This window comes from Streptomyces sp. NPDC093598, assembly GCF_044764825.1.
Taxonomy (GTDB): Bacteria; Actinomycetota; Actinomycetes; order Streptomycetales; family Streptomycetaceae; genus Streptomyces.
Map to the genome: position 1 here is coordinate 1,002,940 of NZ_JBIWIV010000001.1, position 26,499 is coordinate 1,029,438.

Sequence of the window (26,499 nt, forward strand, 5' to 3'; positions counted from 1 at the left end):
CCACCTCAGCGGATCGAGGCGGCCGTCGGGCCCTCGCGGCAGATCAGCAGCAGGGCCCGGTCGTCGTTGACGTCCTTGGCCACGGCCTCGATGAGATGCCAGGCGGCGCCGTGGAAGCCGCCGGCGACATAGCGGTCGGCCTCGCCGGTGAGGCGGTCGATGCCCTCGACGATGTCGCGGTCGGCGGTCTCCACCAGTCCGTCCGTGAACAGCATCAGCACGTCCCCCGGCCGCAGGGAGCCCTTCACCGGGTCGAACTGGGCGCCGTCGTACACCCCGAGGAGCGGGCCCTCGGCCGTCTTCTCCTCCCAGCGGCCGCTGCCGGCGCTGAGCTGGAGGCCCGGCGGGTGGCCCGCGGAGTAGAGCTCGTAGTCGCCGGAGTCCAGGTCGAGGACCAGGTGGATGGAGGTGGCGAAGCCCTCGTCCCAGTCCTGGCGGAGGAGATAACCGTTCGCGGCCGGGAGGAAGGCGTGCGGCGGGAGGGAGCCGAGCAGGCCGCCGAACGCGCCGGACAGCAGCAGGGCACGGGAACCCGCGTCCATGCCCTTGCCGGAGACGTCGGTGAGGACGACCTCGAGCGTACGGCCGCCGTTGGTGCGCGCCGCCACCACGAAGTCGCCCGAGAAGGACTGGCCGCCCGCGGGGCGCAGCGCCATCTCCCGGTGCCAGCCGTCCGGCAGGTCGGGCAGCTTGCTCTGCACCCGGATGCGTTCACGCAGGTCGAAGAGCATGGTGCCGCCGCGCCGCCAGGGCACGCCCACCCGGCTGCGGAACTGGGCGAGGAGCAGCCCGAAGAAGCCGCAGGCCGCGACCACGAGCACCACGCCGGGGGTGACCCTGGACGGGCCCTCCGTGTACGGGCCGAGCTGCACCGACTCCACGATCAGTGCCGTGGCCGCCGCCGCGTACAGGCCGAGCAGGCTCGCGGGGCGGAGCAGCAGGCCGCCCACGACGACCGGCAGGACCAGCGCGGCCGGCGAGAACCACACCGAGTTCGCCAGCGTCGCGGCCGCGATCAGGGGAACCATCACGAGCAGACCGGCCAGGGCGATCCAGTCCGAGCCGTTGCCGCGGAAGTAGTCCACGGCGGCTCGGCGCACGCCGACGCGGACCCGGTGCCACTGCTTCTTCAACCGGGCCGTGAACGTGTCGGCTTCCGCGCGCCGCTCTCGTCCTGATGCCATTAGTTCGGGACCCTATCCATCGGACCAGCCCCTTGGCACGGGAGGTCCCACTTGTCCCCCGTCCGAGGGCCGACTTCACAGTGAACTTCACAGCGCGCAGCCCTGCCGCCACCCGGGAGAAATTCCCTCGCTCGCCCCGCATTGCCCTGGTAGGCATGGCTCATGGGAACTGACGCGAACGGTCTTTCGCCCGACTTGCGGGTCCTGCGGCAGGACGATTGGGACAAGTGGTACGACTGCCTCGTCCGAGGTTTCGGAGGGGTGCCGGAGTCCGCCGAGGAGCGGGAGTTGTGGAAGTCGCTGACCGAGTTCGACCGTTCACTCGGTACCTGGGACGGGGACGAGTGCGTGGGGACGGCCGGGGCGTTCAGCTTCCGGCTGACCGTGCCCGGCGGCGCGTCATTGCCGGTCGCGGGCGTCACGATGGTCAGCGTGGCCGCCACGCATCGCCGGCGCGGAATCCTGACCTCGATGATGCGGCGGCAGCTGGACGATGTGCGCACGTGGGGTGAGCCGCTGGCCGTGCTCACGGCGTCCGAGCCGGCGATCTACGGGCGGTTCGGATACGGCAACGCGACCGTGTCGCTGACCGCCGAGATCGACACGACCCGGGTCCGGCTGTCGGTGCCGGACGGTACGGATGACGTACGGGTGCGGTACGCGGTACCGGCCGATGTGCTCGACGCGTGCGAGGCGGTGTACGCCCGGCTGGTTCCGGCGCGGCCCGGGATGCTGGCCCGGCGGCCCGGCTGGGAGCGGCTCGGGGTGCTCGATCCGGCGAGCGAGCGGGAGGGGGCGTCGCCCCTGCAGTGCGTGCTCGCCGAGCGGGACGGGGAGACGGTGGGGTACGCGCGGTACCGCGTCAAGCCCGAGTGGGAGCTGTCCGGGTCCAACGGCACGGTGATCGTGGAGGACTTGGCGGCGCTGGACCCCGCGGCGGACGCGGCGTTGTGGCGGTTCCTGATCGGGATCGACCTGACAGCGAAGGTGACCATGCGGGGGCGTCCGGTGGACGACGCGTGGCAGTACCTGGTGTCCGACCCGCGGCGGTGCCATCCGTGGGTGCGGGACTCCCTGTACGTGCGGCCGGTGGAGGTGGGGGCCGCGCTGGAGGCGCGGACGTATCAGACGCCGGTGGACGTGGTGTTCGAGGTGGAGGACTCGTTCTGCCCCTGGAATGCCGGGCGTTGGCGGTTGAGCGGGGACGCGAAGGGCGCGTCCTGCGAGCGTACGACGGATGCGGCGGATGTCGCCCTGTCGGTGCGGGAGTTGGGCGCGGCGTATCTCGGCGGTGTGTCGCTGGCCTCGCTGGGGGCGGCGGGACGCGTGCGGGAGCTTCGGTCGGGGGCGCTGGCGGAGGCGTCGCTCGGGTTCGGGGCGGGTGTGCCGCCGTGGTTGCCGCACGGGTTCTGATGCCCGCCCGGTTTCAGGGGCGTTGGCAGGCCGGGCACCAGAAGAGGTTGCGGGCGGCGAGGTCGGCGGTGCGGATCTCGCCGCCACAGATGTGGCAGGGCAGGTTGGCCCTGCGGTAGACGTACACCTCGCCGCCGTGGTCGTCCACGCGGGGCGGGCGGCCCATCGCCTCCGGGGTGTGTTCCGGGCGGACGGTGTCGATGCGGTTGTTGCGGACGCCCTCGCGCATGAGGTCGACGAGGTCGCTCCAGATCGCGTGCCACTCGGTGGGGGTGATGTCCTGGCCGGCGCGGTACGGGTCGATGCGGTGCCGGAAGAGGACCTCCGCGCGGTAGACGTTTCCGACGCCGGCGATGACCTTCTGGTCCATGAGGAGGGCGGCGATCGTCGTACGGCTGCGGGTGATGCGGCGGTAGGCGGTGTCCGGGTCGGCGTCGTCGCGGAGCGGGTCGGGGCCCAGGCGGTCGTGTATCGCCTGCTTCTCCGGGGGTGTGATCAGGGCGCAGGTGGTGGGGCCTCGGAGGTCCACGTAGGTCTTTTCGTTCGCCAGGCGGAGGCGGACGGTGTCGGTGGGTGGCGGTGCGGGGGCGGGACCGAAGGTGACCTTGCCGAAGAGGCCGAGGTGGATGTGGACCCAGTCGGTGTCGCGGAAGCCGAGGAAGAGGTGTTTGCCGTGGGCTTCCGTGTGGGTCAGTTCCGTGCCGGCGAGGAGGGTGGCGGCGGCTGTGAACTTGCCCTGGGGGCTGGTGGCGCGGGGCGTTGTGCCGAGGAAGGCGGTGCCGTAGTCCTGGGCCAGGCGGTGGATGGTGTGGCCTTCCGGCACGGTTCTCCCTGTGATCGTTGCCCTTGCCTTGACGCGGGCACGGGTCGATGTCCGCTCAGCACGCCGGGGCCGAACGCCCTCAAGCCTGGCCCACCCACCCACCCGAATCGGCTCCGAGGCTGAGGTCGAAAGACCTCGGGGCTCCGCCCCCGAACCCCGGCGGGGACTGCGTCCCCTGCACCCCTCGCGGGCCTCCGCTCCTGCCCCCCCCGCAGTGTCCCGCCCCGCCGTGGACGGGGACTCCGGGCCACGCGATATGCGGCGTGGAGCGGAGTCCGTCGCGGTCAGGGCGCCTGTGGGGCGGTTACTGCTGCGGGTGGTGCGGGGGGATCGGGGGCAGGTCGCCGGTCGTTTCGTAGTCGGCCAGCATGTCGATGCGGCGAATGTGACGTTCGTCACCGGAGAACGGGGTGTTGAGGAAGGTTTCCACGAACTTCGTCGCCTCGTCCTGCGAGTGCATGCGCGCGCCCACCGCGACGACGTTCGCGTTGTTGTGCTGACGGCCCAAGGACGCCGTCTCCTCGCTCCAGGCGAGGGCCGCGCGGACGCCCTTGACCTTGTTCGCGGCGATCTGCTCGCCGTTGCCCGAGCCGCCGATGACGACGCCGAGGGCGTCGGGGTCCGCGGCCGTGCGCTCCGCCGCCCGGAGGCAGAAGGGCGGGTAGTCGTCCTGGGCGTCGTAGATGTGCGGGCCGCAGTCGACGGGGTCGTGACCCGCCGCCTTCAGCCACTCGACGAGGTGGTTCTTGAGTTCGTAGCCCGCATGGTCCGAGCCGAGGTACACGCGCATGGGACGAGTGTGACATGGGTGTTTCGGGGAAGGCGCGCGGGGTGGCGCTCATGAAAACCCGAGGCAAATGTGAGCCGCATTACTGAACCTCAGGAAAACCTCAAGTAACAATCTGGATTCAAAGGTTCTCCTATACGTTCGCCTCCGATTCACTGGACCGGCTCGTACACCGCTCGTACGAGCTCCCCGTACACCGCCATGCCGCGAAACACCCCGTTCGTACGGCTCGGGCGTTTCGTACGGAAGTACAGCTCCCCGGCGCAAAGGAAATCCGTTCCATGACCTCGCAGCCGACCATGAACAAGGCCGGAAACGACCCCGGAGGGCCCGGAGAACCCGGAGCCCAGGGCTCCGGGCTGCAGGCCGGGCTCAAGAACCGGCATCTTTCGATGATCGCCATCGGCGGTGTCATCGGCGCCGGACTCTTCGTGGGGTCCAGCTCCGGTATCGCCACCGCCGGACCCGGCATCCTGCTGTCGTACGCCCTCGTCGGCACGCTCGTGGTGCTGGTGATGCGGATGCTCGGTGAGATGTCGGCCGCCAACCCGACCTCGGGTTCCTTCTCCGCGCACGCCGACCGGGCGCTCGGGCCCTGGGCCGGTTTCTCCATCGGCTGGCTGTACTGGTTCTTCTGGGTGGTCGTGCTGGCCGTCGAGGCGACCGCCGGTGCGGTGATCCTCGAGGGCTGGATACCGGCCGTGCCGCAATGGGGCTGGGCCCTGATCGTGATGCTGGTGCTGACCGCCACCAACCTCGTCTCCGTCGGCTCCTATGGCGAGTTCGAGTTCTGGTTCGCCGGCATCAAGGTCGTCGCGATCGCCGCGTTCATCGTCATCGGCGGACTGGCCGTCTTCGGGCTGCTGCCCGGCGTGGACAGCGAGCAGGCGGGGCTGAGCAACCTGACCGAGCACGGCGGCTTCCTGCCCAACGGGGCAGGCGCCATCCTCACCGGCGTGCTGCTCGTCGTGTTCTCCTTCATGGGCAGCGAGATCGCCACCCTGGCCGCCGGTGAGTCCGAGAACCCGCGGCAGGCCGTCACCAAGGCCACCAACAGCATCATCTGGCGTGTCGCCGTGTTCTACCTCGGCTCGATCGCGGTCGTCGTGTGCCTGCTTCCGTGGGACAGCAAGTCCATCACCAAGGACGGCTCCTACGTCGCCGCGCTCGACTCCCTCGGTATCGCGCACGCCGGTCAGATCATGAACTTCATCGTGCTGACCTCGGTGCTGTCCTGCCTCAACTCCGGCCTCTACACCGCCTCCCGCATGGCCTTCTCCCTCGGCCAGCGCGGCGACGCGCCGAAGGCCTTCGCCCGCACGACCTCCAACGGCGTGCCGCGCACGGCGATCCTCGCGTCCGTCGCCTTCGGTTTCGTCGCGGTCTTCTTCAACTACAAGTTCCCGGACTCCGTCTTCCTCTTCCTCGTGAACTCCAGCGGCGCGGTCGCCCTGTTCGTGTGGCTGGTGATCTGTTTCTCCCAGCTGCGCATGCGGAAGATCATCAAGGCCGAGGCGCCCGAGAAGCTCGTGGTGAAGATGTGGCTGTACCCGTACCTGACCTGGGCGACCGCCGGGCTGATCGTGTTCATCCTCGGCTACATGCTCACCGACACCGAGCACGACGGGCGCCAGACCATCCTGCTGTCGCTGCTCGTCGCGGCGGTGGTGCTCGTCATCGCCTTCGTCAAGCACAAGGTCCGCGGGGGCCGGCCGGCCGCCGACGCCCCGCAGGTCCAGGGTGAGGAGCGGAGCGAGGTTTCGGCCGGCTGATCCTTTGGCCGCTCACCGTTCGTCGTGAACGGGGGCCCGTGGTGCGTGCCGCCGCCCGGCTGCACGCACCACGGGCCCCCGTTCCGTTTGCCTACAGCACCGTGAAACTGTCCTTGACCTTCTCGTAGGTGGCGAGTGCCTCCTGTCCGGTCGCGTCGTCGTACCACGTGTTGACCTGGTACGACTTGCCGGTCACGGTGAAGCCGAGCAGACGGGCGTGCCAGTGCACTCCCTTCAGCGTGAACGTGTACTCCCAGACCACCGCCGGGTGGCCGCGGAACGTGGTCTCCTCCAGACGGATCTTGCGGTAGTCCTGGCCCTGGTGGGCGTTGCGCTCCGAGGTCTGCCAGGTCTCCAGCAGGTCGCCGCGGGCCAGGGAGGACTTGCCGACCAGCTCCTGGGAGCCGTCCGGGGAGGTGTAATGCACTTCCGCGCCCGTCTTCAGATCCCGCCGCCAGCCCTCGGGTGTCGCCCAGGCGAACCCACCGGCCTCCCGGTGCGTCCCCGGCGGCAGGGTCTGCGGCCTGGTGGTGCCCTCGACGGTGGGTGAGGGGGTGGGGCCGCCGGTGGTGGCCGGTGCGGACGCCGAGGGCCCTGCGCGGGGAGAGTCGTCACCGCCCGGTGAGCCTGACGAGGTCGCCAGCAGGATTCCTGCGACCGTGCCGGCGGTGGCAAGGGTGGCTGCCACGGCGGTGAGCACCGTACGGCGGCGGCCCACGCCGGTACGGGGACGGGGTGCGGCCGGGACGGCCGGGCCGGGGAGTTCACCCGGCGGCATCGGCACGGGGGTGGGGTGGGGACGGCGCTCGGTCTCCGCCTGTGCGCGGGCGAGGGACACGAGGCCTTGGGCCTGCCCGGACGTTTCGGTGGGTGTGGTGTGTGAGGGGTGATGGTGCGGGTCCGGGACAGGGGCGGGTCGGCGGGGGTCCCGGGCCGCCGGGAGGTGGTCGGGGGCGGGTGATTGCCGTGGAAGTGCGGGGGTAGATGTCCGCGACTGCGGCTCCGGGGCTGGTTGTCGCCTACCGAGGGTGGGTTCCAGATCAGGGGCCGACTCCGGCGCCGGCCTCGGTGCGGACTCCTCGTCCGCCACAGACTCCGGCCGTGACTCCCTTTCCGGTTCCGTTGCCGGGTCCCGCGGTCCCACCGAGACCGTCGGTGTCGGAGCCGGGAACGCCACGGGTTCCAGCGCCGCTTCCAGAGCCTCCAGGTCCGGGCGGGACGAGGGTTCCTTGGCCAGCAGGGAGGTCAGGATGTTCCGCAACGAGCCGGCCGTGGCGGGGAGTTTTGGCTCCTCGTACAAAACCGCGTGCAGGGTCGCGAGCGTGGTGTCGCGGGCGAACGGGGAGCGGCCGCCGAGGGCCGCGCAGAGGGTCGCGCCGAGGGACCAGATGTCGGACGGTGGGCCCTGCGGGCGGCCGGAGATGCGCTCGGGGGCCATGTAGTCGGGCGAGCCGACCAGCATGCCGACCATCGTGAGCGCCTTCGCGTCCTGGATCGCGGCAATACCGAAGTCGGTGAGGACGACCCGCCGTCCCTGGCCGGAACCGTTGCCGTTGCCACGTGCGGATCCGGCCATCCCGTCCGCGTGTTCCACCAGCACGTTTCCGGGCTTGATGTCGCGGTGCAGTACGCCCCGTTCGTGCACTTGCCGTAGTGCCGCGACCAGACCGAGGCCGACGCGGGCCGTCTCGCCGGGGCTCAGGGGGCCTGTCTCGGCGAGGATCCGTTCGAGGGAGCTGCCCGCCACCAACTCCATGACGATCCACAGGCGTTCGCCCTCGTCGACCACGTCGTAGATCCGTACGACGTTGGGATGGTCGATGCGGGCCGTGGCCCTGGCTTCGCGCAGGGTGCGCTCGCGGCGGGTCCTGCTGTCCTCCGCGTCGAGACCGTCGATCCGCATTTCCTTGACGGCGACCTGCCGGTCGAGTATTTCGTCGGCGGCTCGCCACACCCGCCCCATTCCCCCCTGGCCGATACTTTCGACCAACCGATAACGTCCCGTCACCAATATCCCTGGGACACCGCCGCTGTTCGCATTCCCCGGCAATCCGCTGCACCCCCTCCACGACGCCGCGACCGACTCCAGTGAAACACGACGGTCACACTTCGTGCCGCACCAGGATAGTGCGGTGAAATCTTGTGGTACCTCTTTCAGTGCTGCGAATTCAGGCGCAGCCCAGGGGGACGCAAGGGGGGCCGAACATGAGTTCTCGTCGTACGACGGCGATCGCGGGATCGCTGGTCATGGCATCTTTCTCGGCGGTGATGATCCTTTCCGGCACGGCCGGCGCGGAGGACGGGGGACCGCCGAGCAGCAAGGGGGGAAAGGCGGTCGACGAGGCACCGGCGGGGGTGGAGCTCACCACGCTGCTGCCCGGGAAGATCTCGGTCGACAACGGTTCGGAAAAGACGGCGATTACCGCCACGGTGAAGAACGAGGGGAGTAAGGACAGCGGGAAGATCAGGCTGTTGGTCGTCGGTTTCGACGGGCTTGTCGTCAAGGGTGTCGAGGGATGTTCGGCGATACCCGAGAACGGACTTCCGGAGGGCTCGAACAGCGGATTCGCATGCCCGATCGACAATCTCGCGGCCGGTAAGTCGAAGTCGTACGCCGTTGATGCGACGTTCGACCTCGGCAAGACCGGGAAGATCTGCCTGCCGGTGCAGACGGGCGACGGGAAGAAGACCTTCTGGCAGCAGGGCCCGGTGCCGTTCGGCACGAGCAACCCGTCACCGGACGCCCCCGCCACGCCGCTGCTCCTCGGCACCGACAACGAGCCTGCGGGCCCGGGCGGCAAGGAGCTGCCGAAGACCGGTCCGGCCCGTGATCTGCTGCCGCTGGGCGCGGCCGGTGCGTCGTTGCTCGCGGCGGGTGTGGCCGGAATGTGGTGGTCGCAGCGGCGGCGGCCGGGGGCTCAGCAGGGCTGAATCGGCCCCCTGTCGCGCCGTTGAGCACGCAGAGAGGCCCGCCGGGGACATCGTGTCCCGGCGGGCCTCTCGGTCATGGCTGAGGTCAGCTCTTGTTCGCGAACTTCCAGGCGGTCGGCAGTGCGCCCATCGCCAGCGCCGCCTTCAGCGCGTCGCCGATGAGGAACGGCGTGAGGCCGGCCGCGATGGCGGCGGTGGCGGACATGCCGGTGGCGAGGGCCAGGTAGGGCACGCCGATGGCGTAGATGATCGCCTCGCCCACCAGCATCGTGCCCGCCATGCGCAGCATCGAGCGGTCGGCGCCGCGGCGGGCCAGGGCGCCGACGACGGTGGAGGCGAGGATCATGCCGAGGATGTAGCCGAAGGAGGGGGCGACACCGGAGGAGGCGCCGGCGAACCACGGCACACCGGCGATGCCCGCGAGGGCGTACAGCGCCAGCGCGAGGAAGCCGCGGCCGGCACCGAGGGACGTGCCGACGAGCAGCGCGGCGAAGGTCTGTCCGGTCACCGGCACCGGGGAGCCCGGAACGGGCACGGAGATCTGGGCGGCGAGGCCGGTGAGCGCGGCGCCGCCGAGCACGAGGGCCGCGTCCCGGACACGGGAGGCGGGGAGCAGGTCGGCGAGGACCTGTCCGGTGCGGGCGGGTGTGGCGGCAGCGGTGCTCATGGGGACTCCGCGGAGGTGAGGGCCGGTGGGACACCGTGACGCTATCCCAGCGCCCTCGTCCCGATCACCGTCAGCGCTCGACAAAGGCGTGGTCCGGCGGTTGGTCGACTCCGAACAAAGGGTGCCGGTTACACCGAGGACGGCGTGATGCCGGTCACGGTGGTGGGATGGTGCGTGACACGGGGGTCGGATCGAGGGCCGTCTGTAGGTTTCCACCAAAGGGCCGCGTCCGCCGTCTCGCCCGTCGGTAGCCGTCTGGGCACGGCCGCCCGTCGCCCACCGCTGGTCGCCGAGCCAGGTCGCCCTGTTCGACAACCGCCATCCAGGGCGACGCCTCGCACTACACGCCGGTCGCCGCCCGGCCACACAGAGCGACGTGACTGTCCACATGGTGGGATGCCTCTCCGTACTCACGGAGAGGCATCCGAGACTGGCGGCGTTTTTGCCCTCGTACGCCTCTCACGCACAGGACGAGCCGCGCCCATGCCCAGCAGTACCACCGCGGAGACGCCGACCAGCGCGGACGGTGTCTCCCTCTCCCCTGGCCTGAAGCAGCGCCACCTCTCGATGATCGCCCTCGGCGGGGTGATCGGAGCCGGTCTGTTCGTCGGCTCCGGCGCCGGTATCGCCGCGGCCGGTCCGTCGATCGTGGTCGCCTACGCCCTCTCCGGTGTCCTCGTGATGCTGGTGATGCGGATGCTCGGCGAGATGTCGGCCGCGTATCCGTCGTCGGGGTCGTTCTCGGCGCACGCGGAGCGGGCGATCGGCCCCTGGGCCGGGTTCACCGCCGGCTGGTCCTTCTGGGTGCTGCTCTGCACGGCCGTCGGCCTGGAGGGCATCGGCGCCGCGAAGATCGTCAGCGGCTGGCTGCCGGGCACGCCGGAGTGGGCGTGGGTGGCACTGTTCATGGTCGTCTTCTGCGGCACGAACCTCGCGGCCGTGAAGAACTTCGGCGAGTTCGAGTTCTGGTTCGCGGCGCTGAAGGTCGGCGCGATCACGCTGTTCCTGGTGCTCGGTGTCCTGGCGATCATGGGTGTCCTGCCCGGCACGGACTCGCCGGGCGCGAGCCACCTCACGGACTTCCTGCCGAACGGCGGTGAAGGCCTGGTCATCGGCCTGCTCGCCTCGGTCTTCGCCTACGGCGGCCTGGAGACGGTCACCATCGCGGCGGCCGAGTCGGAGAACCCCGTCAAGGGCGTCGCGAGCGCGGTCCGTACGGCGATGTGGCGCATCGCGCTGTTCTACATCGGGTCGATGGCCGTCATCGTCACTCTGGTGCCGTGGGACTCCAAGGCCGTTGTGGAGAAGGGCCCGTACGTCGCCGCCCTCGACGAGCTCGGCATCCCGGGTGCCGGCCAGCTGATGAACGTGGTCGTCCTGGTCGCCCTGCTGTCGGCGATGAACGCCAACATCTACGGCGCCTCCCGCATCGCCTACTCGCTGGTGGAGCGCGGGCAGGGCCCGAAGGGGCTGGGCCGGGTCTCGGGCGGGGTGCCGCGGATCGCCGTGCTGGCGTCCTCCGTCTTCGGGTTCCTGTGCGTGCTGCTGAGCTACTGGCGGCCGAACGACGTCTTCGCCTGGCTGCTGAACATGATCGGCGCGGTGATCCTGGCCGTCTGGATCTTCATCGCCGTCTCACAGCTGCGGCTGCGCCGCCGCCTGGAGCGCGAGGCACCCGACAAGCTGGCCGTACGCATGTGGGCGTTCCCCTGGCTGACCTGGGCCGCCCTGGCCGGCATGGCCGCGGTCTTCGTCCTGATGGCCCGGGAGCCGGACACGCGGGTGCAGCTGTACTCGACGGGCGGGATGATCCTGGTTCTGGCGGGGGTGGGGTACGGGTGGCAGCGGGCGCGCGCGAAGGGCTGATCAACGCTGGGCTTCCGCCTGCCATTCCATGAGCCAGGCCCGGTTGTCCACGACGAAAGGGTGCTCGGAGCCGAGTACCCTTTCGCGGCGCTCGATGACCTCTTTGATCGCCGCCACGGCGGCGTCGTGCTTTCCCAGGCCGTGCGCGACCCGCGCCATGAGGCAAAGGGCGGAGAGTGCCAGGGGGTGATCAGCGCCCTGGAGGCGGATCCGGTCGGCCAAGACCCGGCGAGCCAGGGGTTCCGCCTCTTCGTACCGTTCCAGGATCCGAAGGCCTTCCGCGCGGTTGTGCCGAGCGGTCACCGTCGTCAGGTGGTCCGGGGGCAAGGCTCGCTCACAGGTGCGCAGCAGGGCTTCGGTCTCGGATTCGAACTCGCGTTCCTTGCCGAGCGCGGGCAGCACTTCTGCGAGGATCACCCAGGTGTTCAACGTCTCGGCCGAGTCCTCCCCCAGTAGGCGACGCTGGCCTTCCAGGGCCCGGCGGAGATAGTGCTCGGCCTCCTCGTACCGGCCCTGCAAGTGGAGCGGGGCCTGGAGACCGAAGCAGCTGCGCAGGGTGTCCAGGTGATCGGGCCCCCGCACGAGTTCGCGGTGCCCGAGAATGCGGCGGTGCAACGCCTCGGACTCCATGTACTGGCCCATGCGGAACAGCGCCCGGGCTTCCGTGTCGCGGGCCTCCATGGACACGGGGTGCTGCTCACCCAGGTATTGCTCGACCTTGTCCGCGATGCCCGGCGCGAGGGCCAGAGCACCCGCGAAGTCCCCGGAATCGAACACTCCACGAACCACGCGCACCGCCACCTCGGAGGTGCGCTCCCCGGGTGCCGCTGTCAGCAGCGCAGCGGCGTGCGGTGCCACCAGGGCGAGCAGACGCTGGATCTCCGGCGATTCGCCACGCTCGAGCGACACGGCCTCCAGCAGTCCGGCCGCCACTTCCGCGAGGGCCGGCCGTTGAGCGTGCGGTGTCCCCGCCGCCACGCTGTCCAGCAACACGCCGTGCGCCCGCACACATCGCACCCTGTCGGCGTCCACCAGCTCGACCAGCGAGTGATCGAGCAGTCCCCGTAGCGCGGGCTCCAACTTTCCTGCGGGAAGCGCCGGTTCGAGCCCCTCGGCCTCGACTGCCCTAAGGGCCGCCAGCAAACGCAGGGGTACCGGATCCGCCGCCAGCAGCGACAGGAGCCGCAGGAGGGTCGTCGCTTCAGGCAGCCCCTGCTCCGCGAGCGCGTCCAACGACAGCTGCCAGGTGCGGCCCACCAGATGCCGGGACTGGCCTCCTCCATATCCGGGAGCACCCTGGTCGACGATGCCCGTCGACTCCTCGGCGAGCTTGCGGTCGTACTCGTCCATGGACCACGACTCCAGGAGTTGGTGGGCGAGATGCGATCCTGCGAGGGTGAGCGCGAGCGGAAGTCGCCCCAAGCGCTCGGCGACCTTACGCGCCGACTCCACATCCCCCGCCTCCGGCGCGAGATCGCACAGGACCTGTGCCGCATCCTCCAGCGGCAGAACGCCCAGCGCATGCCGGCTCACCCCCGGCATGCGCCACAGCCCGGACGTCGCATGCCGCGTCGTGACGAGCACCGTGCCCCGCCCGCCGACCCGCAGCCACGCCCCGTCCTCCAGGACGCTCGGGGCGTCGGCGTTGTCGAGCACGAGCAGCCACGGCTCGGTGGAGTGGTCGAGGTAGTGCCAGACCAGGTCCGCCGCGGCCCGCTGCCCCGCCGCCGCGGCCGCCAGCTCTCCCGTGGCCGCGCCCCGGTCCCCCGCCACCGCCAGCATCCCGGCCCGCAGGGACATCCGCTCGGAGGCGTTGACCCAGAAACCCACCCGCCCGTGCTCGCGTACCGCCTCGTTGAAGAGCCAGTACGCCAGTGCGGTCTTGCCGCAGCCGCCCATGCCGTGCACGACGTGGACCTCACCGCCGGGTCCGGCGACGGCCGCGCCGAGCGTCTCGCGGAGTTGTTCACGGTTGCGCAGGATGCCCGGCGCCCGGCCGACCAGCGGCATCCGCACGGAGTCGGGAGCGGTCGGTCCGCCTCCCGCGGAGGGGGAGACCACCCGTCCGAACAGCGGGCCGCCGGCGTCGTAGTGGTGGTGGTGTTCCTCGATGTACTGATCGCCCGAGGTCTGGAAGATCCGCCCGTGACCCGAGGCCCGGGCGCCGAGTTCGCTCATCGTTCGGTGATGTGCTGGTCGCGTCCGGCCTGGTAGACCCGGCCGCTGCCGGAGACATCGGCACGCAGACGGATGTCGGCCACCGCGTGTGCCTCAGGGACCTGGGGGCTCAACTCAGCGAGGATCCGGCGCAGTTCGTCGGCCACCTCGGGCCGGGCAACCAGGAGTCGACGGACCCTCGCCTGCCACTCGGCGGTGAGTTCGGACTCGGTGTCGGCGTCACCGGTCTGCTGGGCGAGCAGGAGGTCCTCGCGGGGCGCCTCCAGTTCGCCGCCGACGGCCTCCGCGCGGTCCGGCTGGAAGCGCTGCCAGAGGGAGACCAGGCCCTCGCGGGCCGACTCCCAGGCCTGACCGGCCATCAGCGTCACCATCGTCGTTCCCGCGGTTCTGGCGAGTTCGGCGATCTCGGGCCCCATGGCCGCCCCCTTCCCTACGAGAACCGATAGTAGGTCGCGCTCACCCCAGGCGCACCGCCGTTCCGCGCGTCTGCCCAGCCCATGACCCCTCTTGCTGTTAGCGTGTACTTGCAACCTCATTGCAATAAGCGCACCGGAGGGGATCCCGCCCATGCCCGTCTACACGTTGCCTGAACTGCCCTACGACTACTCCGCACTCGCCCCCGTGATCAGCCCCGAGATCATCGAGCTGCATCACGACAAGCACCACGCCGCCTATGTGAAGGGCGCCAACGACACGCTGGAGCAGCTTGCGGAGGCGCGGGACAAGGAGACGTGGGGGTCGATCAACGGGCTGGAGAAGAACCTTGCCTTCCACCTCTCCGGGCACATCCTGCACAGCATCTACTGGCAGAACATGACCGGTCCGAAGGACGGCGGCGGCGAGCCGCTGGCGCAGGACGGGGTGGGTGAGCTCGCGGACGCGATCACCGAGTCCTTCGGGTCCTTCGCGCACTTCAAGGCGCAGTTGTCCAAGGCGTCGGCCACGACGCAGGGTTCGGGCTGGGGGGTGCTCGCCTACGAGCCGCTGAGCGGGCGGCTGATCGTGGAGCAGGTCTACGACCACCAGGGCAACGTCGGCCAGGGCGCCACCCCGATCCTCGTCTTCGACGCCTGGGAGCACGCCTTCTACCTCCAGTACCGCAACCAGAAGGTCGACTTCATCGAGGCGATGTGGCAGGTCGTCAACTGGCAGGACGTGGCTCGTCGCTACGAGGCGGCCAAGTCCCGGGCGGATGTGCTGCTGCTGGCGCCCTGACGGCGGCCCCGCCGCCGAGTCGTCCTGCCTCGTGATCGTCTTCTCACCCTTCACGAACGGCAGGCGGAAAGAAGGAAGCCCCCGCGAGGACAGGACTCGCGGGGGCTCTCCCGTGACCGGGTGCCGTCAGGGCTTGCGGCCCAGGCCGCCGTGCTGGCCGATCGGGTCCGTGGGGGCGCCCGGCTCGGGGTGCCACAGGGGCACCGAGACCACGCCCGGCGCCACCATCTCCAGGCCTTCGAAGAACGCCTCGATCTGCTCGACCGGCCGCAGGAAGTACGGCACCGCGCCCGTCTTGTTGTAGGCGTCCTGGGCCTGCTCGTAGGCCGGATCCGTGCCGCGGGAGCCCTCGTTGAGGGAGAGGTAGCTGCCCGGGGACAGACCGGTCAGGAGGCGGCGGACCAGGTCGCGGGCCTGCTCGTAGTCGGCCACATGCCCCAGGATGCCGCTGAGGATCAGGGCCGTGGGGCGGGTGAGGTCGAGGGTCCGGCCGGCGGCCGCGAGGATCTCCTCGGGCTCGTGGAGGCTGATGGGCTCGTACGCCGTCGCGCCCTCGGGGGTGGAGGTGAGCAGGGCGCGGGCGTGCGCGAGGACCAGCGGGTCGTTGTCGACGTAGACGATCCGCGACTCGGGGGCGAGGTTCTGGGCGACCTCGTGGGTGTTGTCGACGGTCGGCAGGCCGGTGCCGACGTCGAGGAACTGCCGTACCCCGGCCTCCTGGACGAGGTGGCGGATGCTGCGGCCGAGGAAGGCGCGGCTGCTGCGGGCGATGGTGACGATGCCGGGGAAGACGGCGGTGTACGCGTCACCGGCCGCCTCGTCCACCGGGTAGTTGTCCTTGCCGCCCAGCCAGTAGTTCCAGATCCGGGCCGAGTGCGGCACCGACGTGTCGATCTGCGTCATGTGCTCATACTGCTACGGCACCTCCGTCTCGCACGGCACATTGAGTGAGAGGAGTGCGGCGAAGCCGTCGGCGTTCATGCGCAGTTCGCTGATCGCCGCGTTCCGCAACCGCGGGAGCACCCTGCGGTACTCGCTCACCGGGATGGACAGCAGCGTGCACAGCACCAGCCGCAGCAGGGTGTTGTGGGCGACGACCAGGACGCGTTCGCCGGGGTGGGCGGCGGCGATGTCCCGCAGGGCGCGCACTCCGCGGGCCGCCGCGGCCAGCGGGTCCTCCGCCCCGGGGAAGGAGTGCTCCACCGGGTCGGCCCGGTAGGCCGCGGCCCACTCCGGGTCCTCGGCCTCGAACTCGGCGAGCGTACGGCCCTCGAGCACGCCGAAGTCGCATTCCCGCAGGTGGGGTTCGCTCTGTGAGGTGAGCCCGAGGGCGCGGCAGGCGGGCTCGGCGGTGGCGACGGCGCGGGACAGCGGGGACGTCCAGATCGCGTCGACGGGGTGGGCGGCGGCCCACCGGCCGAGGGCCTCGGCCTGGGCGCGGCCGGTGTCGGTGAGGTCGATGTCGCTGATGCCGGCGTAACGGTTCTCGGCGTGCCAGACGGTCTGTCCGTGACGGACCAGCAGAAGGGTCGTACTCATGACCCGGAAGTATCCCGGCTCAGCCGGCTGTGCGCGTGGGCGGCGACCGGGCCGGGCAGCCAGCCGCGGTCCCTCAGGGCGTCGACGAGACGCGCGTACGGCTCGGCGAAGGCCGCCGTGCGGCCGGGGCGGGGTTCGAGGACGGTCCGGACGCGGACCATGCGTTCGGCGACGTCCGCGAGCGCACCGGCATCCGACACCCCGTACGCGGCCAGTGCCGCCATGCCCAGGGCCGGTTCCGTCTGCTCGGGGACGCGGGCCGGGCGGCCCAGGATGTCGGCGCGCAGCTGGTTCCAGTACGGACTGCGCGCACCGCCACCCGTGAAGGTGAGCGGGCCGTCGAGGGGGGCGCCGAGGTGGTGGAGGTAGTCCAGGCACAGGCGTTCGGCGTAGCCCACGCCCTGGAGCAGCGCGGCCCACAGGTCCGCGTCCTCGGCGGGGTCACCCAGGAGGATCGGGGTCGCCTCCGGTGCCCGGAACGGGAACCGCTCCCCGGGCGAGACGAGGGGGTAGGCGACCGCACTCGACGGTTCGAACGCCATGGCCGGTGCGTCCATCTCGGCCGGGTCGGCATCCGGGAAGTGGGCGGCGAGTGCCCCGGCTCCGACGCTCGACGCCCCGCCGGGGAGCCACGTACCGTCCGGGGCACGGTGGTTGTAGACGACGCCGGTGGGGTCGCGGACCGGGTCGCGGGCGGCGCCCTTCAGCACGAGCGTGGTGCCGAGCACGGAGTTCCAGGAGCCGGGCCGCAGCGCGCCCGACGCGATCTGGGCCGCGCAGCCGTCCGTCATCCCGGCGAGCACCGGGGTGCCGGCGGGGATGCCGGTGGCGTCTGCGGCGGCCGGGCAGACCTCGCCGAGGCGCGTCCCCGGGCGGACGACGCCGGGGAACAGGCCGTCGGGCACGCCCAGTTCGGCCAGGGCGGCCTCCGGCCAGCGGTCGCCCGCGAGGTCGTAGCCCGTCTTCAGGGCATGGCTGGAATCGGCCGGGGGCGGCTCGCCCGTGAGGCGGGAGACGATCAGGTCGGGCTGGTGCGTCAGGCGCAGCGAGGTGCCGCCGTACTCCCGCAGCAGCCACAGCGCCTTCGGCAGCGCCCAGGTGTCCTGGACGGCGAGCCCCGCCCGCCGGGCCCGCGCCGCCTGCGCCTTCGCCCGCCCGTCGTCGTACATCAGGGCGGGGCTCACCGGACGGCCCGCGCCGTCCGTCAGCAGCACGGTGCCGGACGTGCCGCACACCGCGAGTCCGCCGACCGGCAGGCCCGGGGGCGCGGAGCCGAGGGCCGTCCGGGACGCCGTGCACAGCGCCGCCCACCAGCGCAGCGGGTCCTGCTCGTGCCGCACCCCGTCCCGCCGCCCGGTCAGCGGGGCCGAGCCGCTGCCGAGGACCGTGCCGTCGGCGGTGACGAGCAGCACGCGGACGCTCTGCGTGCCCAGGTCGACACCCAGCCAGCCCGCACCCTCGTCCACCATCCGGAACCTCCCGCACCGTCGCAGCCGGATCTGTGAACTTCTCACTGTGCCCCGATATTTTCCCGTGCGCGAGGGATTGACGCCCAACTTCAGCCGTTCCACCCTCTGTTGACGAGTCGACTCGACGTGTTAACCAGGCTCCACGCGGAGGTACGGATGGACACGCACGTGCACGACCGCCGGCGCTTCCTCGCCCTCGCCGCCGGTGCGGCGGCGGCCCCGCTGCTCACCGCCTGCGGCGCCGGTTTCGGCGGGAACGACGACAAGAGCGACGGGTCCGCGGCGGACGACGTCACCGGTTCCTTCGACTGGAAGCGGGAGAAGGGCACCACCGTCAAGGCGCTGCTCAACAAGCACCCGTACACGGACGCCCTCATCGCCGACCTCAAGTCGTTCACCGCGAAGACCGGCATCGAGGTCGAGTACGACGTCTTCCCCGAGGACAACTACTTCGACAAGCTCACCGTGGACCTGTCCAGCGGGCGCGCCTCCTACGACGTCTTCATGCTCGGCGCGTACATGGTGTGGCAGTACGGGCCGCCGGGCTGGCTGGAGGACCTCGGGCCCTGGATGCGCAACTCCTCGGCGACGGGCGCCGAATGGGACCAGGCGGACTTCTTCCCGAACCTCCTCCAGGCCGACCAGTGGTCGCTGAAGGCGGGCGCGCCGCTCGGCCAGGGCGGGCAGTACGCGCTGCCGTGGGGCTGGGAGACCAACGTCGTCGCCTACAACACCGAGGTGTTCCGGAAACTGGGCCTGGAGCCGGCCGAGTCCTTCGACGAGCTGGCCGAACTCGCCGGCACCATCAAGCAGAAGGCGCCGGGCGCGGGCTTCGACGGGATGTACGGGATCGCCGTACGCGGGTCCAGGAGCTGGGCTACCATCCACCCCGGCTTCATGACGATGTACGCCCGCAACGGGCTGACGGACTTCACGGTCGACGGCGGGAAGCTCACCCCCGCCATGAACAGCTCCGATGCCGTCGCCTTCACCGAGGACTGGGCCGGCATGGTCAAGCGGGGCGGGCCGCCGTCCTGGACGTCGTACACCTGGTACCAGTGTTCCAGCGACCTGGGCGCGAAAAAGGCCGGGATGCTGTTCGACGCCGACACGGCCGCCTACTTCCAGGCGGTGAAGGGCGCCAGCCCCGCCTCCGGGAAGATCGCCTTCCACCCCGGGCCGAAGGGGCCGGACGGGTCGCTCGCCACCAACATGTGGATCTGGTCGCTCGGCATGAACGCCAAGAGCAAGAAGAAGAGCGCCAGTTGGCTGTTCCTGCAGTGGGCGACCGGCAAGGAGCACCTGCGCAAGAGCGCGATCACGCACAACCACATCGACCCGGTGCGCAAGTCGGTCGCCGACGACGCCGCTTACAAGGACAAGATGCGGCATCTGCCGGGGTTCCTGGAGACCTTCGAGACGGTCGTCGACCAGACGAAGATCCAGTTCACCCCGCAGGCCCAGTTCTTCGACGCGACGACCAGCTGGGCGGCGGCCCTCCAGGAGATCTACGGCGGCAAGGACGCGCAGTCCGTCCTGGACGGGCTGGCGGACGACCTCGCCGGCAAGGTGGGCTAGCCGATGGGGTGGCGGCTCACCCTGCGCCCGTACCTCCTGATCGTCCCGGCGCTGCTGCTGACGTGCGGGATCCTGTACCCCTTCGGGCTCGGGCTGTACTACACGCTGTTCGACTTCTCGGCGAGCAAACCGCAGCCGGACATGGTGCGGTTCGAGAACTACACGACCGTCTTCACGCAGGAGGCGTTCTGGAACTCGGCGTGGGTGACCGTGCTGTACGCGGTCGGGGCGGCGCTCACCGAGACGGTGCTCGGCGTGGCCGTCGCCCTGCTGCTGCACCGCTCGACGTTGATCGGCCGGTTCCTGGAGAAGATCCTGATTTTGCCGCTGATGATCGCCCCGGTCATCGCGGCGATCATCTGGAAGCTGATGCTCCAGCCGTCGGTGGGAGTGGTCAACCACCTGCTGCGGCCCTTCGGGCTGGGCGGCGTGCAGTGGACCGACACCCCGACGGGCGCGCTGCTGTCGTCGATCGCCGTGGACGTGTGGGTGTACACCCCGTTCGTGGCGATCCTCGCCCTGGCCGGTTTGCGGTCGCTGCCCACCTCCCCGTTCGAGGCGGCGGCCGTGGACGGCGCGGGGTGGTGGTACACCTTCCGGCGGCTGACCCTGCCGATGCTGTGGCCGTACGTCCTGGTCGCGGTGATCTTCCGGTTCATGGACTCGCTGAAGGTGTTCGACATCATCTACGCCCTGACCGAGGGCGGACCGGGTGACTCGACCGTCGTCCTCCAGATCCGGGCGTATCTGGAAGCCATCCGCTTCCAGCGCTACTCCTTCGGGATCTCGTACACGATCGTGCTGTGGGCCGTGGTGTATCTGGCCGCGATGGTGCTGGTGAAGCACCTGGGGAAGATCCAGCGGAAGGCCGCGGAGGTCACCACATGAGGAAACGTGTCCTGGGGTGGCTGGGCGACGCCGCCCTCGTCCTCTACTTCGTCTTCGCGCTGTTCCCGATCGCCTGGATGGTGATCCTCTCCCTGAAGCCGACGAACCAGCTCTTCTCCACCTACTTCTCCTTCTCCCCCACCCTCGACGGCTACCGCACGGTCCTCGGCGACAGCGAGGGCATCCCGTTCGTGCGGTTCTTCGTCAACAGCCTGGTGGTGTCGGTGGGGGCGGTCGCGCTGTCGCTGGTGGTGGGGCTGCCGGCCGCGTACGCCTCGGCGCGGTGGCGGTTCAAGGGCTCGGAGAACCTGATGTTCACGCTGCTGTCGTTCCGCTTCGCGCCCGAACTCACCGTGATCATCCCGCTGTTCGTGCTGTATCAGAAGCTCGGTCTGTTCGACACGTACGTCGGCATGGTGTGGGTGCTGCAACTCGTCACGCTGCCGCTGATCGTGTGGATCATGCGGTCCTACTTCGCCGATCTGACGCCGGAACTGGAGCAGGCCGCCCTGCTGGACGGCTACACCCGCAAGCAGGCGTTCTTCAAGGTCGCCCTGCCGCTGGTCAAGCCGGGCATCGCGGCCGTGTCGCTGCTGGCGTTCATCTTCGCCTGGAACAACTTCGTCTTCCCGCTGATCCTCACCTCCAACGAGGCCCAGACGGTGACCGTGGGCGCGCTGTCGTTCCTCGGCGGGGACCGGCCCAAGTACAACCTCACGGCCGCCGCAGCGCTGGTGTCCGTCGTACCGCCGCTGCTGCTGGCGCTGACGATCCAGCGGTACCTGGTGCGGGGTCTGTCGTTCGGGGCGGTGAAGTCTTGACTGCTCTCCCTCTCAAACCAAGGAAGATTCCTGGCTCAGGCCGCCTCCTGGAGCAGCGCTCCAGGAGGTCTTACGCCCTCGGCACCAGCCGGGTTCAGACCAGCCCGGATGAGCATCACACGAGCGGAATTCTTGTCTCTTGGAGAGACCGCTCCGCACGCCGTGCAGGTGTAGGTGCGTTCCGACAGCGGAAGTGCGTGCTTGGTTCTCGCTCCGCACAACGCGCAGTCCATGGTGGTGTGCGCGGGGTGCACGAGACGGACGTCGCGCCCGTGCTTGCGGCCCATCTCGATCAGAGCCTGCTTCGTGGCGCCGATGGCGGCGTCCGCCGCCTTGCGCGCCATGGTGGTCCTGGCGAGGAACTTCGGCCGGAAGTCCTCCACGGCGATGGCATCGTGATCGCGCACCACCTTCTTCGCCCATTTTCGCGCGGTGTCCTGCCGCTGCCGGGCGATTTTCTGGTACGCCTTCGCCCGCAGCTTTTTCGCTTGGCGATAGCCCTTGGAAGCAGCCTGCCCCTTCCTCGGCTTGCGGCGGGCCATCATCCGGTCGTACCGGGTCAGCCTTTCCCTGCTCTTCTTCCCGTGCTCGGCGTGTGGGAGGTCATGAGCGTCGGACGTGGTGGTCGCGGTCTCCCTCACACCCCAGTCGACACCAAGCACCGCGCCGGTCTCCGGCAGCTGTTCAACTACGGCGGGGACGACGAACGACGCGTACCAGTGGCCGACGTTGTCCCGATACACCCGCACACTGGACGGCTCGGCGGGCAGGTCCCGCGACCACACCACCGTCAGGACGATGTTCCCGGCCAAGTGCAGACGGCCGTCCTTCAGCCGGAAACCGCGCCGCGTGTAGTTCAGCGTCGGTTCTGCCTCGCGCTTCTTCTTGAACCTGGGCATCCCTGCCCGCTGCCTCATCGGCAGCCGGTCCTTGATGTCCTTGAGCGCCTTGGCTCGGGCCTTGCCAAAGTCGCGGATGAGCTGCTGCTGCGGCACGCTGGAGCCCTCGGCCAACCAGGGCGTGACAGCGCGGGCCTCGGTCAGCATTTTGTCCATCATCGCGGGGCCGCACTTCTGGCCGTCCCGGTGGGCCTTCTTGGACCGGGCAATGCACTCATTCCAGATCCACCGACACCGGTCCCACTCGGCCAACAGTGCAGTGCGGGCAGAAGACAACACACGGAGCCGGTAGGTATACCGGGCGTGCCCCGCCTCGTTGACCCGCCTCAGTGTCGTCATGGCACCAAGCTAGGACCCGGGATTCGCTCTTCTCTGCGAATGCCAGAACACCCACACGAACGAGTGAAGTCCCGCCCTCACGGCATCCTCCGGGAGGCCCGGTGAACTCCAACAAGACGGCCATCGCACTACGAGGAGTACACAAGACGTACGGCACGGTCACCGCGCTCGACGGGCTCGACCTGGACATCTACGAGGGCGAGTTCTTCTGTCTGCTGGGTCCGTCGGGAGCCGGTAAGAGCACGACCTTGAAAACCGTCGCCGGGCTGGAACAGCCCGACTCCGGCACAGTCGTGCTCGACGGCGAGGACATGCGGGGTGTCGAGCCGTACGACCGGGGTGTGGCGATGTGCTTCGAGAGCTACGCCCTCTACCCGCACCGCTCGGCCTACGACAACCTGGCCTCGCCCCTGCGCTCCCCCCGGCACCGGCTGCCCGCCGCCGAGGCCCGGCAGCGGATCGGCGCCATCGCCGAACTGCTCGGCATCTCCGGGCTGCTGGACCGGCCCGTCGGCCGGCTGTCCAACGGCCAGCGGCAGCGCGTCGCGCTCGGCCGGGTCCTGGTCCGCCCCGCCCGGGCCTTCCTCCTCGACGAGCCGCTCTCCCACCTCGACGCCAAACTCCGCCAGCAGATGCGGGCCGAGCTGAAGGCGATCGGGGCCGTGCAGCAGACCACCACCCTCTACGTCACCCACGACTCGGTCGAGGCGCTGGCGCTCGGCGACCGGATCGGGGTCATCCGGGAGGGCCGGATCGTGCAGACGGGCACCCGGGAGGAGATCTGGTACCGGCCCCACGACACCGAGGTCGCGCGGGCCTTCGGGCGGCCCCGGATCAACCTGCTGCCGGGCGTGGTGACGGAGGGCGGCGTGCGCGCGGACGGCGGGGTCGAGCTGCCGGTCCGTGCACAGACCACGCCCGGCACGGACGTCCTGGTCGGCCTCCGGCCCCGGGACATCGCGCTGCGCGGCGAGGGCCACGAACTGACCGGGACCGTGTACGTCACCGAGGTGCTGGGCCGGTCCGTGGAGGTCACCGTCCGGCTCGGGACCGGGGAGCAGCGCGTGTCGCTGGTGGCCCCCCGGGCGGACGCGGCGCGCCTTCGTCCGGACGATCCGGTGCGGCTCGTGGTCCGGCCTGAGAACCTGCTGCTGTTCGAGGCCGACCGGCCGGAGCGACCGGGACGACGGATAGAGACACAGCCATGAGCGGCAACAGCAGTGGTGGACAGCAGGGGCCCGCGGCGCGGCAGGCCGCCATGGCCGAGCAGGTGCTGGCCGACGGCTCGGCGACGGCGGCCGAGCTCGCCGAGCGGTTCGGGGTGAGCCTGATGACCATCCACCGGGACCTCGACGAGCTCGAACGGCAGGGCATCGTACGGAAGTTCCGGGGCGGGGTGACCGCGCAGCCGTCGGGGGTCTTCGAGTCGAACGTGCAGTACCGGCTGAAGACCATGCGCGCCGAGAAGGCCGCCGTCGCCGAGCGGGCGCTGCGGATGGTGGAGCCCGGCATGGCGATCCTGCTGGACGACTCCACGTCCACGCTGGAGATAGCCAGACGGCTGCGCACGGCCGAGGTCACACCGCTGACGGTCGTCACCAACTTCCTGGAGGCGATCAACCTCCTGTCCGACCAGCGGGGCATCCACCTGATGGCGCTCGGCGGCGACTACGACCCGCTGCACTCCTCGTTCCTCGGGGTGTCGTGCGTGGAGGCGGTCGAGCAGCTGCGGGTGGACGTGTGCTTCGCGTCGACGTCGGCCGTGCACGGGGGCTACGCCTACCACCAGGAGCAGCACATCGTGTCGGTGAAGCGGGCGATGCTCGACGCGGCGGCCCGCAACGTCCTGCTGATCGACCACACCAAGCTCGGCCGGGTCGCCCTGCACCGGGTCGTCCCGCTGTCCCGCTTCGACACGGTCCTCGTGGACGACGGGGCGTCGCCGGAGGCACTGCGGGATCTGGACGAGCACAAGGTCCGTTACGAGGTTTGCGCGATGAAGGGCGGCCATGACGGGAACGGGACTGGAGCTACGTGAGCTGCGCAAGACCTACCGGTCGCGGGGGCGGCCGGGGGTGGACGCCGTCCGCGGGATCGATCTGAGCCTGCGCTCCGGGGAACTGCTCGGACTGCTCGGTCCCTCCGGCTGCGGCAAGTCGACCACCCTGCGGATGATCGCCGGGCTGGAGTCCGTCACCGGCGGGGACATCCTGGTCGGCGGGGCGTCGGTCGTCGAACGGCCCGCTCAGCAGCGGAACATCGGGGTCGCGTTCGAGAACTACGCGCTGTATCCGCCGCTGTCGGTCGCGGAGAACCTGGCGTTCGGGCTGAAGGCCCGCAGAAGGGCCGCACGAGGCGATGTCGAGCGCAAGGTGAAGGAGATCGCCGAGCGGGTCGGCCTGACCGGCCTCCTCGACGCCCGCCCGGCCGGTCTCTCCAGCGGCCAGAAGCAGCGCGTGTCCCTGGCCCGGGCCCTGATCCGTGAACCCGATGTGCTGCTCCTCGACGAGCCGCTCTCCCACCTGGACGCGGCCCAGCGCGACACCACCCGCCGGGAACTCAGGCGCATCCAGAAGGACCTGGGCCACACCACGATCCTGGTCACCCACGACCAGGAGGAGGCCCTCTCCCTCGCCGACCGGATCGCCGTGATGAAGGACGGCGTCATCCAGCAGCTCGGCACCCCCTACGAGATCTACGACAGCCCGGCCAACGTGTTCGTCGCGGACTTCGTCGGCGAGCCCGCCCTCACCCTGCTGCCCGGCATCGCCGACGGCGACGGCCACGCCCGTCTCTCCGGCACGGTGCGCATCGCGCTGCCCGTGCCGGTCGACCGGGGGCGTGAGGTGGTGGTCGGGATCCGCCCCGAGGACGTCCGGCTCACCGCCGAGGACGGCCTGCCCGCCCGGGTCGTCGCCCATGAACCCCTGCTGGAGTCGGGCCTTGCGACCCTCGCCCTGGACGGGGTGGAACGGCACCTGGTCGTCCTCACCGACCCCGAGGTGCGGCTCGCCCACGACGAACGGGTCCGGGTCGCCGCCGACCCCGAGCACACCCATGTCTTCGACTCCGAGACAGGAGACCGTCTGCGATGACCTCCGGAAACAGTGTGCGTGTGGTGGCCGCCGGTGACCACTTCGTCCTGCCGTCGCTGATCACGCGGGCGGTGGAGCACGAGGTGGAGCGGGCGGACGTCAGGGAACTGCGACTCGGCTGGCCGCTGGAGCCGTTCGGGCCGGTCGCCGAGGTGCAGGAGGCCAGCGACGCCGAGGACGCGCTGATCGAGGCGCTGGCCGGGGCGGAGGTCCTGGTCACGCAGATGGGCCCGGTGACGGAGAGGGTCCTCGCCGCCTGCCCGGATCTGAAGCTGGTCGTGGTCTGCCGGGGCGGTCCGGTCAACGTCAACCTGGACGCGGCGAAGAACCGTGACGTGCGGGTGTGCTTCGCGCCGGGCCGCAACGCCGCCGCCACCGCCGAGTTCACCGTCGGCATGATGCTGGCGGCCCTGCGCCGCATCCCCCAGGCCCACGAGCCGCTCGCCCGGCGGGGCAGCTGGGAGGGCGCGACGTACTACACGTACGAGCGGAGCGGACTGGAGCTGGAGGACCTGCCGGTCGGGCTCGTCGGGTACGGGGCCGTCGGCAGCCGGGTCGCGCGTGTGCTGTGCGCGTTCGGGGCGCGCGTGATGGTCTACGACCCGTATGTGCACGGCGAGATCCACGGTCTGCGCGTGACCTCCCTCGACGACCTCCTGCGCCGCTCCCGGGTGATCACCCTGCACGCCCGGCTCACGCCCGGGACACGGGGGCTGATCGGTGGCCGGGAGCTGGGACTGCTGCCGTCCGGCGCGGTGGTGGTGAACGTGGCCCGGGGCCCGCTGCTGGACGAGGGCGCTCTGTGCGACGCGCTGGAGAGCGGCCGGGTGTCGGCGGCGGCGCTCGACACCTACGAGCGGGAGCCGCTGCCGGCGGAGTCCCGGCTGCCGGGGCTCGCCGACCGCGTGGTGCTGACCCCCCACCTGGGCGGGGCCTCGCGTGCGGTGGCGGAGAAGGCGGCGCGGATCGCCGCCGAAGAGGTGGGCCGCTGGGTGCGCGGGGAGCCGCTCGCGCACTGTCTGACCTGAGGACCGG

Annotated in this window: 23 protein-coding genes; 12 read left to right on the forward strand and 11 right to left on the reverse strand. The window is 70.5% G+C overall.

Annotation, left to right across the window (positions count from 1 at the left end; genetic code table 11):
• Nucleotides 1–5 precede the first annotated feature (5 nt).
• Nucleotides 6–1,184 carry a PP2C family protein-serine/threonine phosphatase gene (locus tag ACIRDU_RS04655; RefSeq protein WP_403574347.1) on the reverse strand — a complete coding sequence of 393 codons (1,179 nt, stop codon included), beginning with the start codon at nucleotides 1,182–1,184 and terminating at the stop codon, nucleotides 6–8.
• 162 nt (nucleotides 1,185–1,346) lie between these two features.
• Between ACIRDU_RS04655 and ACIRDU_RS04660 the strand changes: the two genes are divergently transcribed.
• Complete coding sequence (locus tag ACIRDU_RS04660) at nucleotides 1,347–2,597, forward strand: GNAT family N-acetyltransferase (RefSeq protein WP_403574350.1); 1,251 nt, start codon at nucleotides 1,347–1,349, stop codon at nucleotides 2,595–2,597.
• A gap of 13 nt (nucleotides 2,598–2,610) precedes the next feature.
• On the opposite strand, the gene ACIRDU_RS04665 is transcribed toward ACIRDU_RS04660, so the two are convergent.
• Nucleotides 2,611–3,420 carry an Fpg/Nei family DNA glycosylase gene (locus tag ACIRDU_RS04665; protein ID WP_403574353.1) on the reverse strand — a complete coding sequence of 270 codons (810 nt, stop codon included), beginning with the start codon at nucleotides 3,418–3,420 and terminating at the stop codon, nucleotides 2,611–2,613.
• A gap of 304 nt (nucleotides 3,421–3,724) precedes the next feature.
• The gene (locus ACIRDU_RS04670; RefSeq protein ID WP_403574356.1) at nucleotides 3,725–4,210 is read right to left on the reverse strand and encodes a ribose-5-phosphate isomerase; all 486 of its coding nucleotides are present in this window, start codon (nucleotides 4,208–4,210) and stop codon (nucleotides 3,725–3,727) included.
• 278 nt (nucleotides 4,211–4,488) lie between these two features.
• On the opposite strand from ACIRDU_RS04670, the gene ACIRDU_RS04675 reads away from it, so the two are divergent.
• Nucleotides 4,489–5,979, forward strand: coding sequence for an amino acid permease (locus ACIRDU_RS04675; protein ID WP_403574359.1), 1,491 nt, complete (start codon nucleotides 4,489–4,491; stop codon nucleotides 5,977–5,979).
• A gap of 91 nt (nucleotides 5,980–6,070) precedes the next feature.
• Here ACIRDU_RS04675 and ACIRDU_RS04680 read toward each other — a convergent pair whose 3' ends face one another.
• Nucleotides 6,071–7,987: a protein kinase gene (locus ACIRDU_RS04680; protein WP_403574362.1), complete on the reverse strand. Its 1,917-nt coding sequence runs from the start codon at nucleotides 7,985–7,987 to the stop codon at nucleotides 6,071–6,073.
• A gap of 197 nt (nucleotides 7,988–8,184) precedes the next feature.
• Here ACIRDU_RS04680 and ACIRDU_RS04685 point away from each other — a divergent pair, with 197 nt between their 5' ends.
• Entirely contained in the window at nucleotides 8,185–8,910 is a 726-nt protein-coding gene (locus tag ACIRDU_RS04685; RefSeq protein ID WP_403574366.1) for a hypothetical protein, read from the forward strand.
• Between the two features lie 85 nt (nucleotides 8,911–8,995).
• Here the strand turns inward: ACIRDU_RS04685 and ACIRDU_RS04690 are convergent, their stop codons facing one another.
• Nucleotides 8,996–9,577, reverse strand: coding sequence for a biotin transporter BioY (locus ACIRDU_RS04690; RefSeq protein WP_403574369.1), 582 nt, complete (start codon nucleotides 9,575–9,577; stop codon nucleotides 8,996–8,998).
• A gap of 483 nt (nucleotides 9,578–10,060) precedes the next feature.
• Between ACIRDU_RS04690 and ACIRDU_RS04695 the strand changes: the two genes are divergently transcribed.
• On the forward strand, nucleotides 10,061–11,443 hold the full coding sequence (locus tag ACIRDU_RS04695; RefSeq protein WP_403574372.1) for an amino acid permease: 1,383 nt from the start codon (nucleotides 10,061–10,063) through the stop codon (nucleotides 11,441–11,443).
• On the opposite strand, the gene ACIRDU_RS04700 is transcribed toward ACIRDU_RS04695, so the two are convergent.
• Nucleotides 11,444–13,621 (reverse strand): tetratricopeptide repeat protein, encoded by a 2,178-nt coding sequence (locus tag ACIRDU_RS04700; RefSeq protein ID WP_403574375.1) that lies wholly within the window; start codon nucleotides 13,619–13,621, stop codon nucleotides 11,444–11,446.
• Entirely contained in the window at nucleotides 13,618–14,037 is a 420-nt protein-coding gene (locus tag ACIRDU_RS04705) for a hypothetical protein (RefSeq protein ID WP_403574378.1), read from the reverse strand. The genes ACIRDU_RS04700 and ACIRDU_RS04705 overlap by 4 nt, the downstream gene beginning before the upstream one ends.
• A 151-nt stretch (nucleotides 14,038–14,188) precedes the next feature.
• Between ACIRDU_RS04705 and ACIRDU_RS04710 the strand changes: the two genes are divergently transcribed.
• A complete protein-coding gene (locus ACIRDU_RS04710) occupies nucleotides 14,189–14,836 on the forward strand; it encodes a superoxide dismutase (protein ID WP_033314232.1) in 648 nt (215 codons plus the stop codon).
• Nucleotides 14,837–14,962: 126 nt separating this feature from the next.
• On the opposite strand, the gene ACIRDU_RS04715 is transcribed toward ACIRDU_RS04710, so the two are convergent.
• From ACIRDU_RS04715 to ACIRDU_RS04725, 3 genes are read right to left on the reverse strand one after another with little or no spacing between them, the layout of a single operon-like run.
• The gene (locus tag ACIRDU_RS04715; RefSeq protein WP_403574381.1) at nucleotides 14,963–15,739 is read right to left on the reverse strand and encodes an SAM-dependent methyltransferase; all 777 of its coding nucleotides are present in this window, start codon (nucleotides 15,737–15,739) and stop codon (nucleotides 14,963–14,965) included.
• Nucleotides 15,740–15,751: 12 nt separating this feature from the next.
• On the reverse strand, nucleotides 15,752–16,375 hold the full coding sequence (locus ACIRDU_RS04720) for a histidine phosphatase family protein (RefSeq protein ID WP_403574384.1): 624 nt from the start codon (nucleotides 16,373–16,375) through the stop codon (nucleotides 15,752–15,754).
• Complete coding sequence (locus tag ACIRDU_RS04725) at nucleotides 16,372–17,844, reverse strand: FGGY-family carbohydrate kinase (RefSeq protein ID WP_403574387.1); 1,473 nt, start codon at nucleotides 17,842–17,844, stop codon at nucleotides 16,372–16,374. The genes ACIRDU_RS04720 and ACIRDU_RS04725 overlap by 4 nt, the downstream gene beginning before the upstream one ends.
• Nucleotides 17,845–18,000: 156 nt before the next feature.
• Here ACIRDU_RS04725 and ACIRDU_RS04730 point away from each other — a divergent pair, with 156 nt between their 5' ends.
• Genes ACIRDU_RS04730 through ACIRDU_RS04740 form a run of 3 tightly spaced genes read left to right on the forward strand, consistent with a single transcriptional unit; the run spans nucleotide 18,001 to nucleotide 21,131 of the window.
• The gene (locus ACIRDU_RS04730; protein ID WP_403574390.1) at nucleotides 18,001–19,422 is read left to right on the forward strand and encodes an ABC transporter substrate-binding protein; all 1,422 of its coding nucleotides are present in this window, start codon (nucleotides 18,001–18,003) and stop codon (nucleotides 19,420–19,422) included.
• A 3-nt stretch (nucleotides 19,423–19,425) separates the two neighbouring features.
• Complete coding sequence (locus ACIRDU_RS04735; RefSeq protein ID WP_403574392.1) at nucleotides 19,426–20,310, forward strand: carbohydrate ABC transporter permease; 885 nt, start codon at nucleotides 19,426–19,428, stop codon at nucleotides 20,308–20,310.
• The gene (locus ACIRDU_RS04740) at nucleotides 20,307–21,131 is read left to right on the forward strand and encodes a carbohydrate ABC transporter permease (RefSeq protein WP_403574395.1); all 825 of its coding nucleotides are present in this window, start codon (nucleotides 20,307–20,309) and stop codon (nucleotides 21,129–21,131) included. The genes ACIRDU_RS04735 and ACIRDU_RS04740 overlap by 4 nt, the downstream gene beginning before the upstream one ends.
• A 35-nt stretch (nucleotides 21,132–21,166) precedes the next feature.
• Here the strand turns inward: ACIRDU_RS04740 and ACIRDU_RS04745 are convergent, their stop codons facing one another.
• A complete protein-coding gene (locus ACIRDU_RS04745; protein WP_403574398.1) occupies nucleotides 21,167–22,369 on the reverse strand; it encodes an RNA-guided endonuclease InsQ/TnpB family protein in 1,203 nt (400 codons plus the stop codon).
• A gap of 101 nt (nucleotides 22,370–22,470) precedes the next feature.
• On the opposite strand from ACIRDU_RS04745, the gene ACIRDU_RS04750 reads away from it, so the two are divergent.
• Genes ACIRDU_RS04750 through ACIRDU_RS04765 form a run of 4 tightly spaced genes read left to right on the forward strand, consistent with a single transcriptional unit; the run spans nucleotide 22,471 to nucleotide 26,492 of the window.
• Nucleotides 22,471–23,577, forward strand: coding sequence for an ABC transporter ATP-binding protein (locus tag ACIRDU_RS04750; protein WP_403574401.1), 1,107 nt, complete (start codon nucleotides 22,471–22,473; stop codon nucleotides 23,575–23,577).
• Nucleotides 23,574–24,407: a DeoR/GlpR family DNA-binding transcription regulator gene (locus ACIRDU_RS04755; RefSeq protein ID WP_403574404.1), complete on the forward strand. Its 834-nt coding sequence runs from the start codon at nucleotides 23,574–23,576 to the stop codon at nucleotides 24,405–24,407. Before ACIRDU_RS04750 ends, ACIRDU_RS04755 begins: the two co-directional genes overlap by 4 nt.
• Complete coding sequence (locus ACIRDU_RS04760; protein WP_403574406.1) at nucleotides 24,379–25,464, forward strand: ABC transporter ATP-binding protein; 1,086 nt, start codon at nucleotides 24,379–24,381, stop codon at nucleotides 25,462–25,464. Before ACIRDU_RS04755 ends, ACIRDU_RS04760 begins: the two co-directional genes overlap by 29 nt.
• Complete coding sequence (locus ACIRDU_RS04765) at nucleotides 25,461–26,492, forward strand: 2-hydroxyacid dehydrogenase (protein ID WP_403574408.1); 1,032 nt, start codon at nucleotides 25,461–25,463, stop codon at nucleotides 26,490–26,492. Before ACIRDU_RS04760 ends, ACIRDU_RS04765 begins: the two co-directional genes overlap by 4 nt.
• The last annotated feature ends 7 nt before the right edge of the window (nucleotides 26,493–26,499 follow it).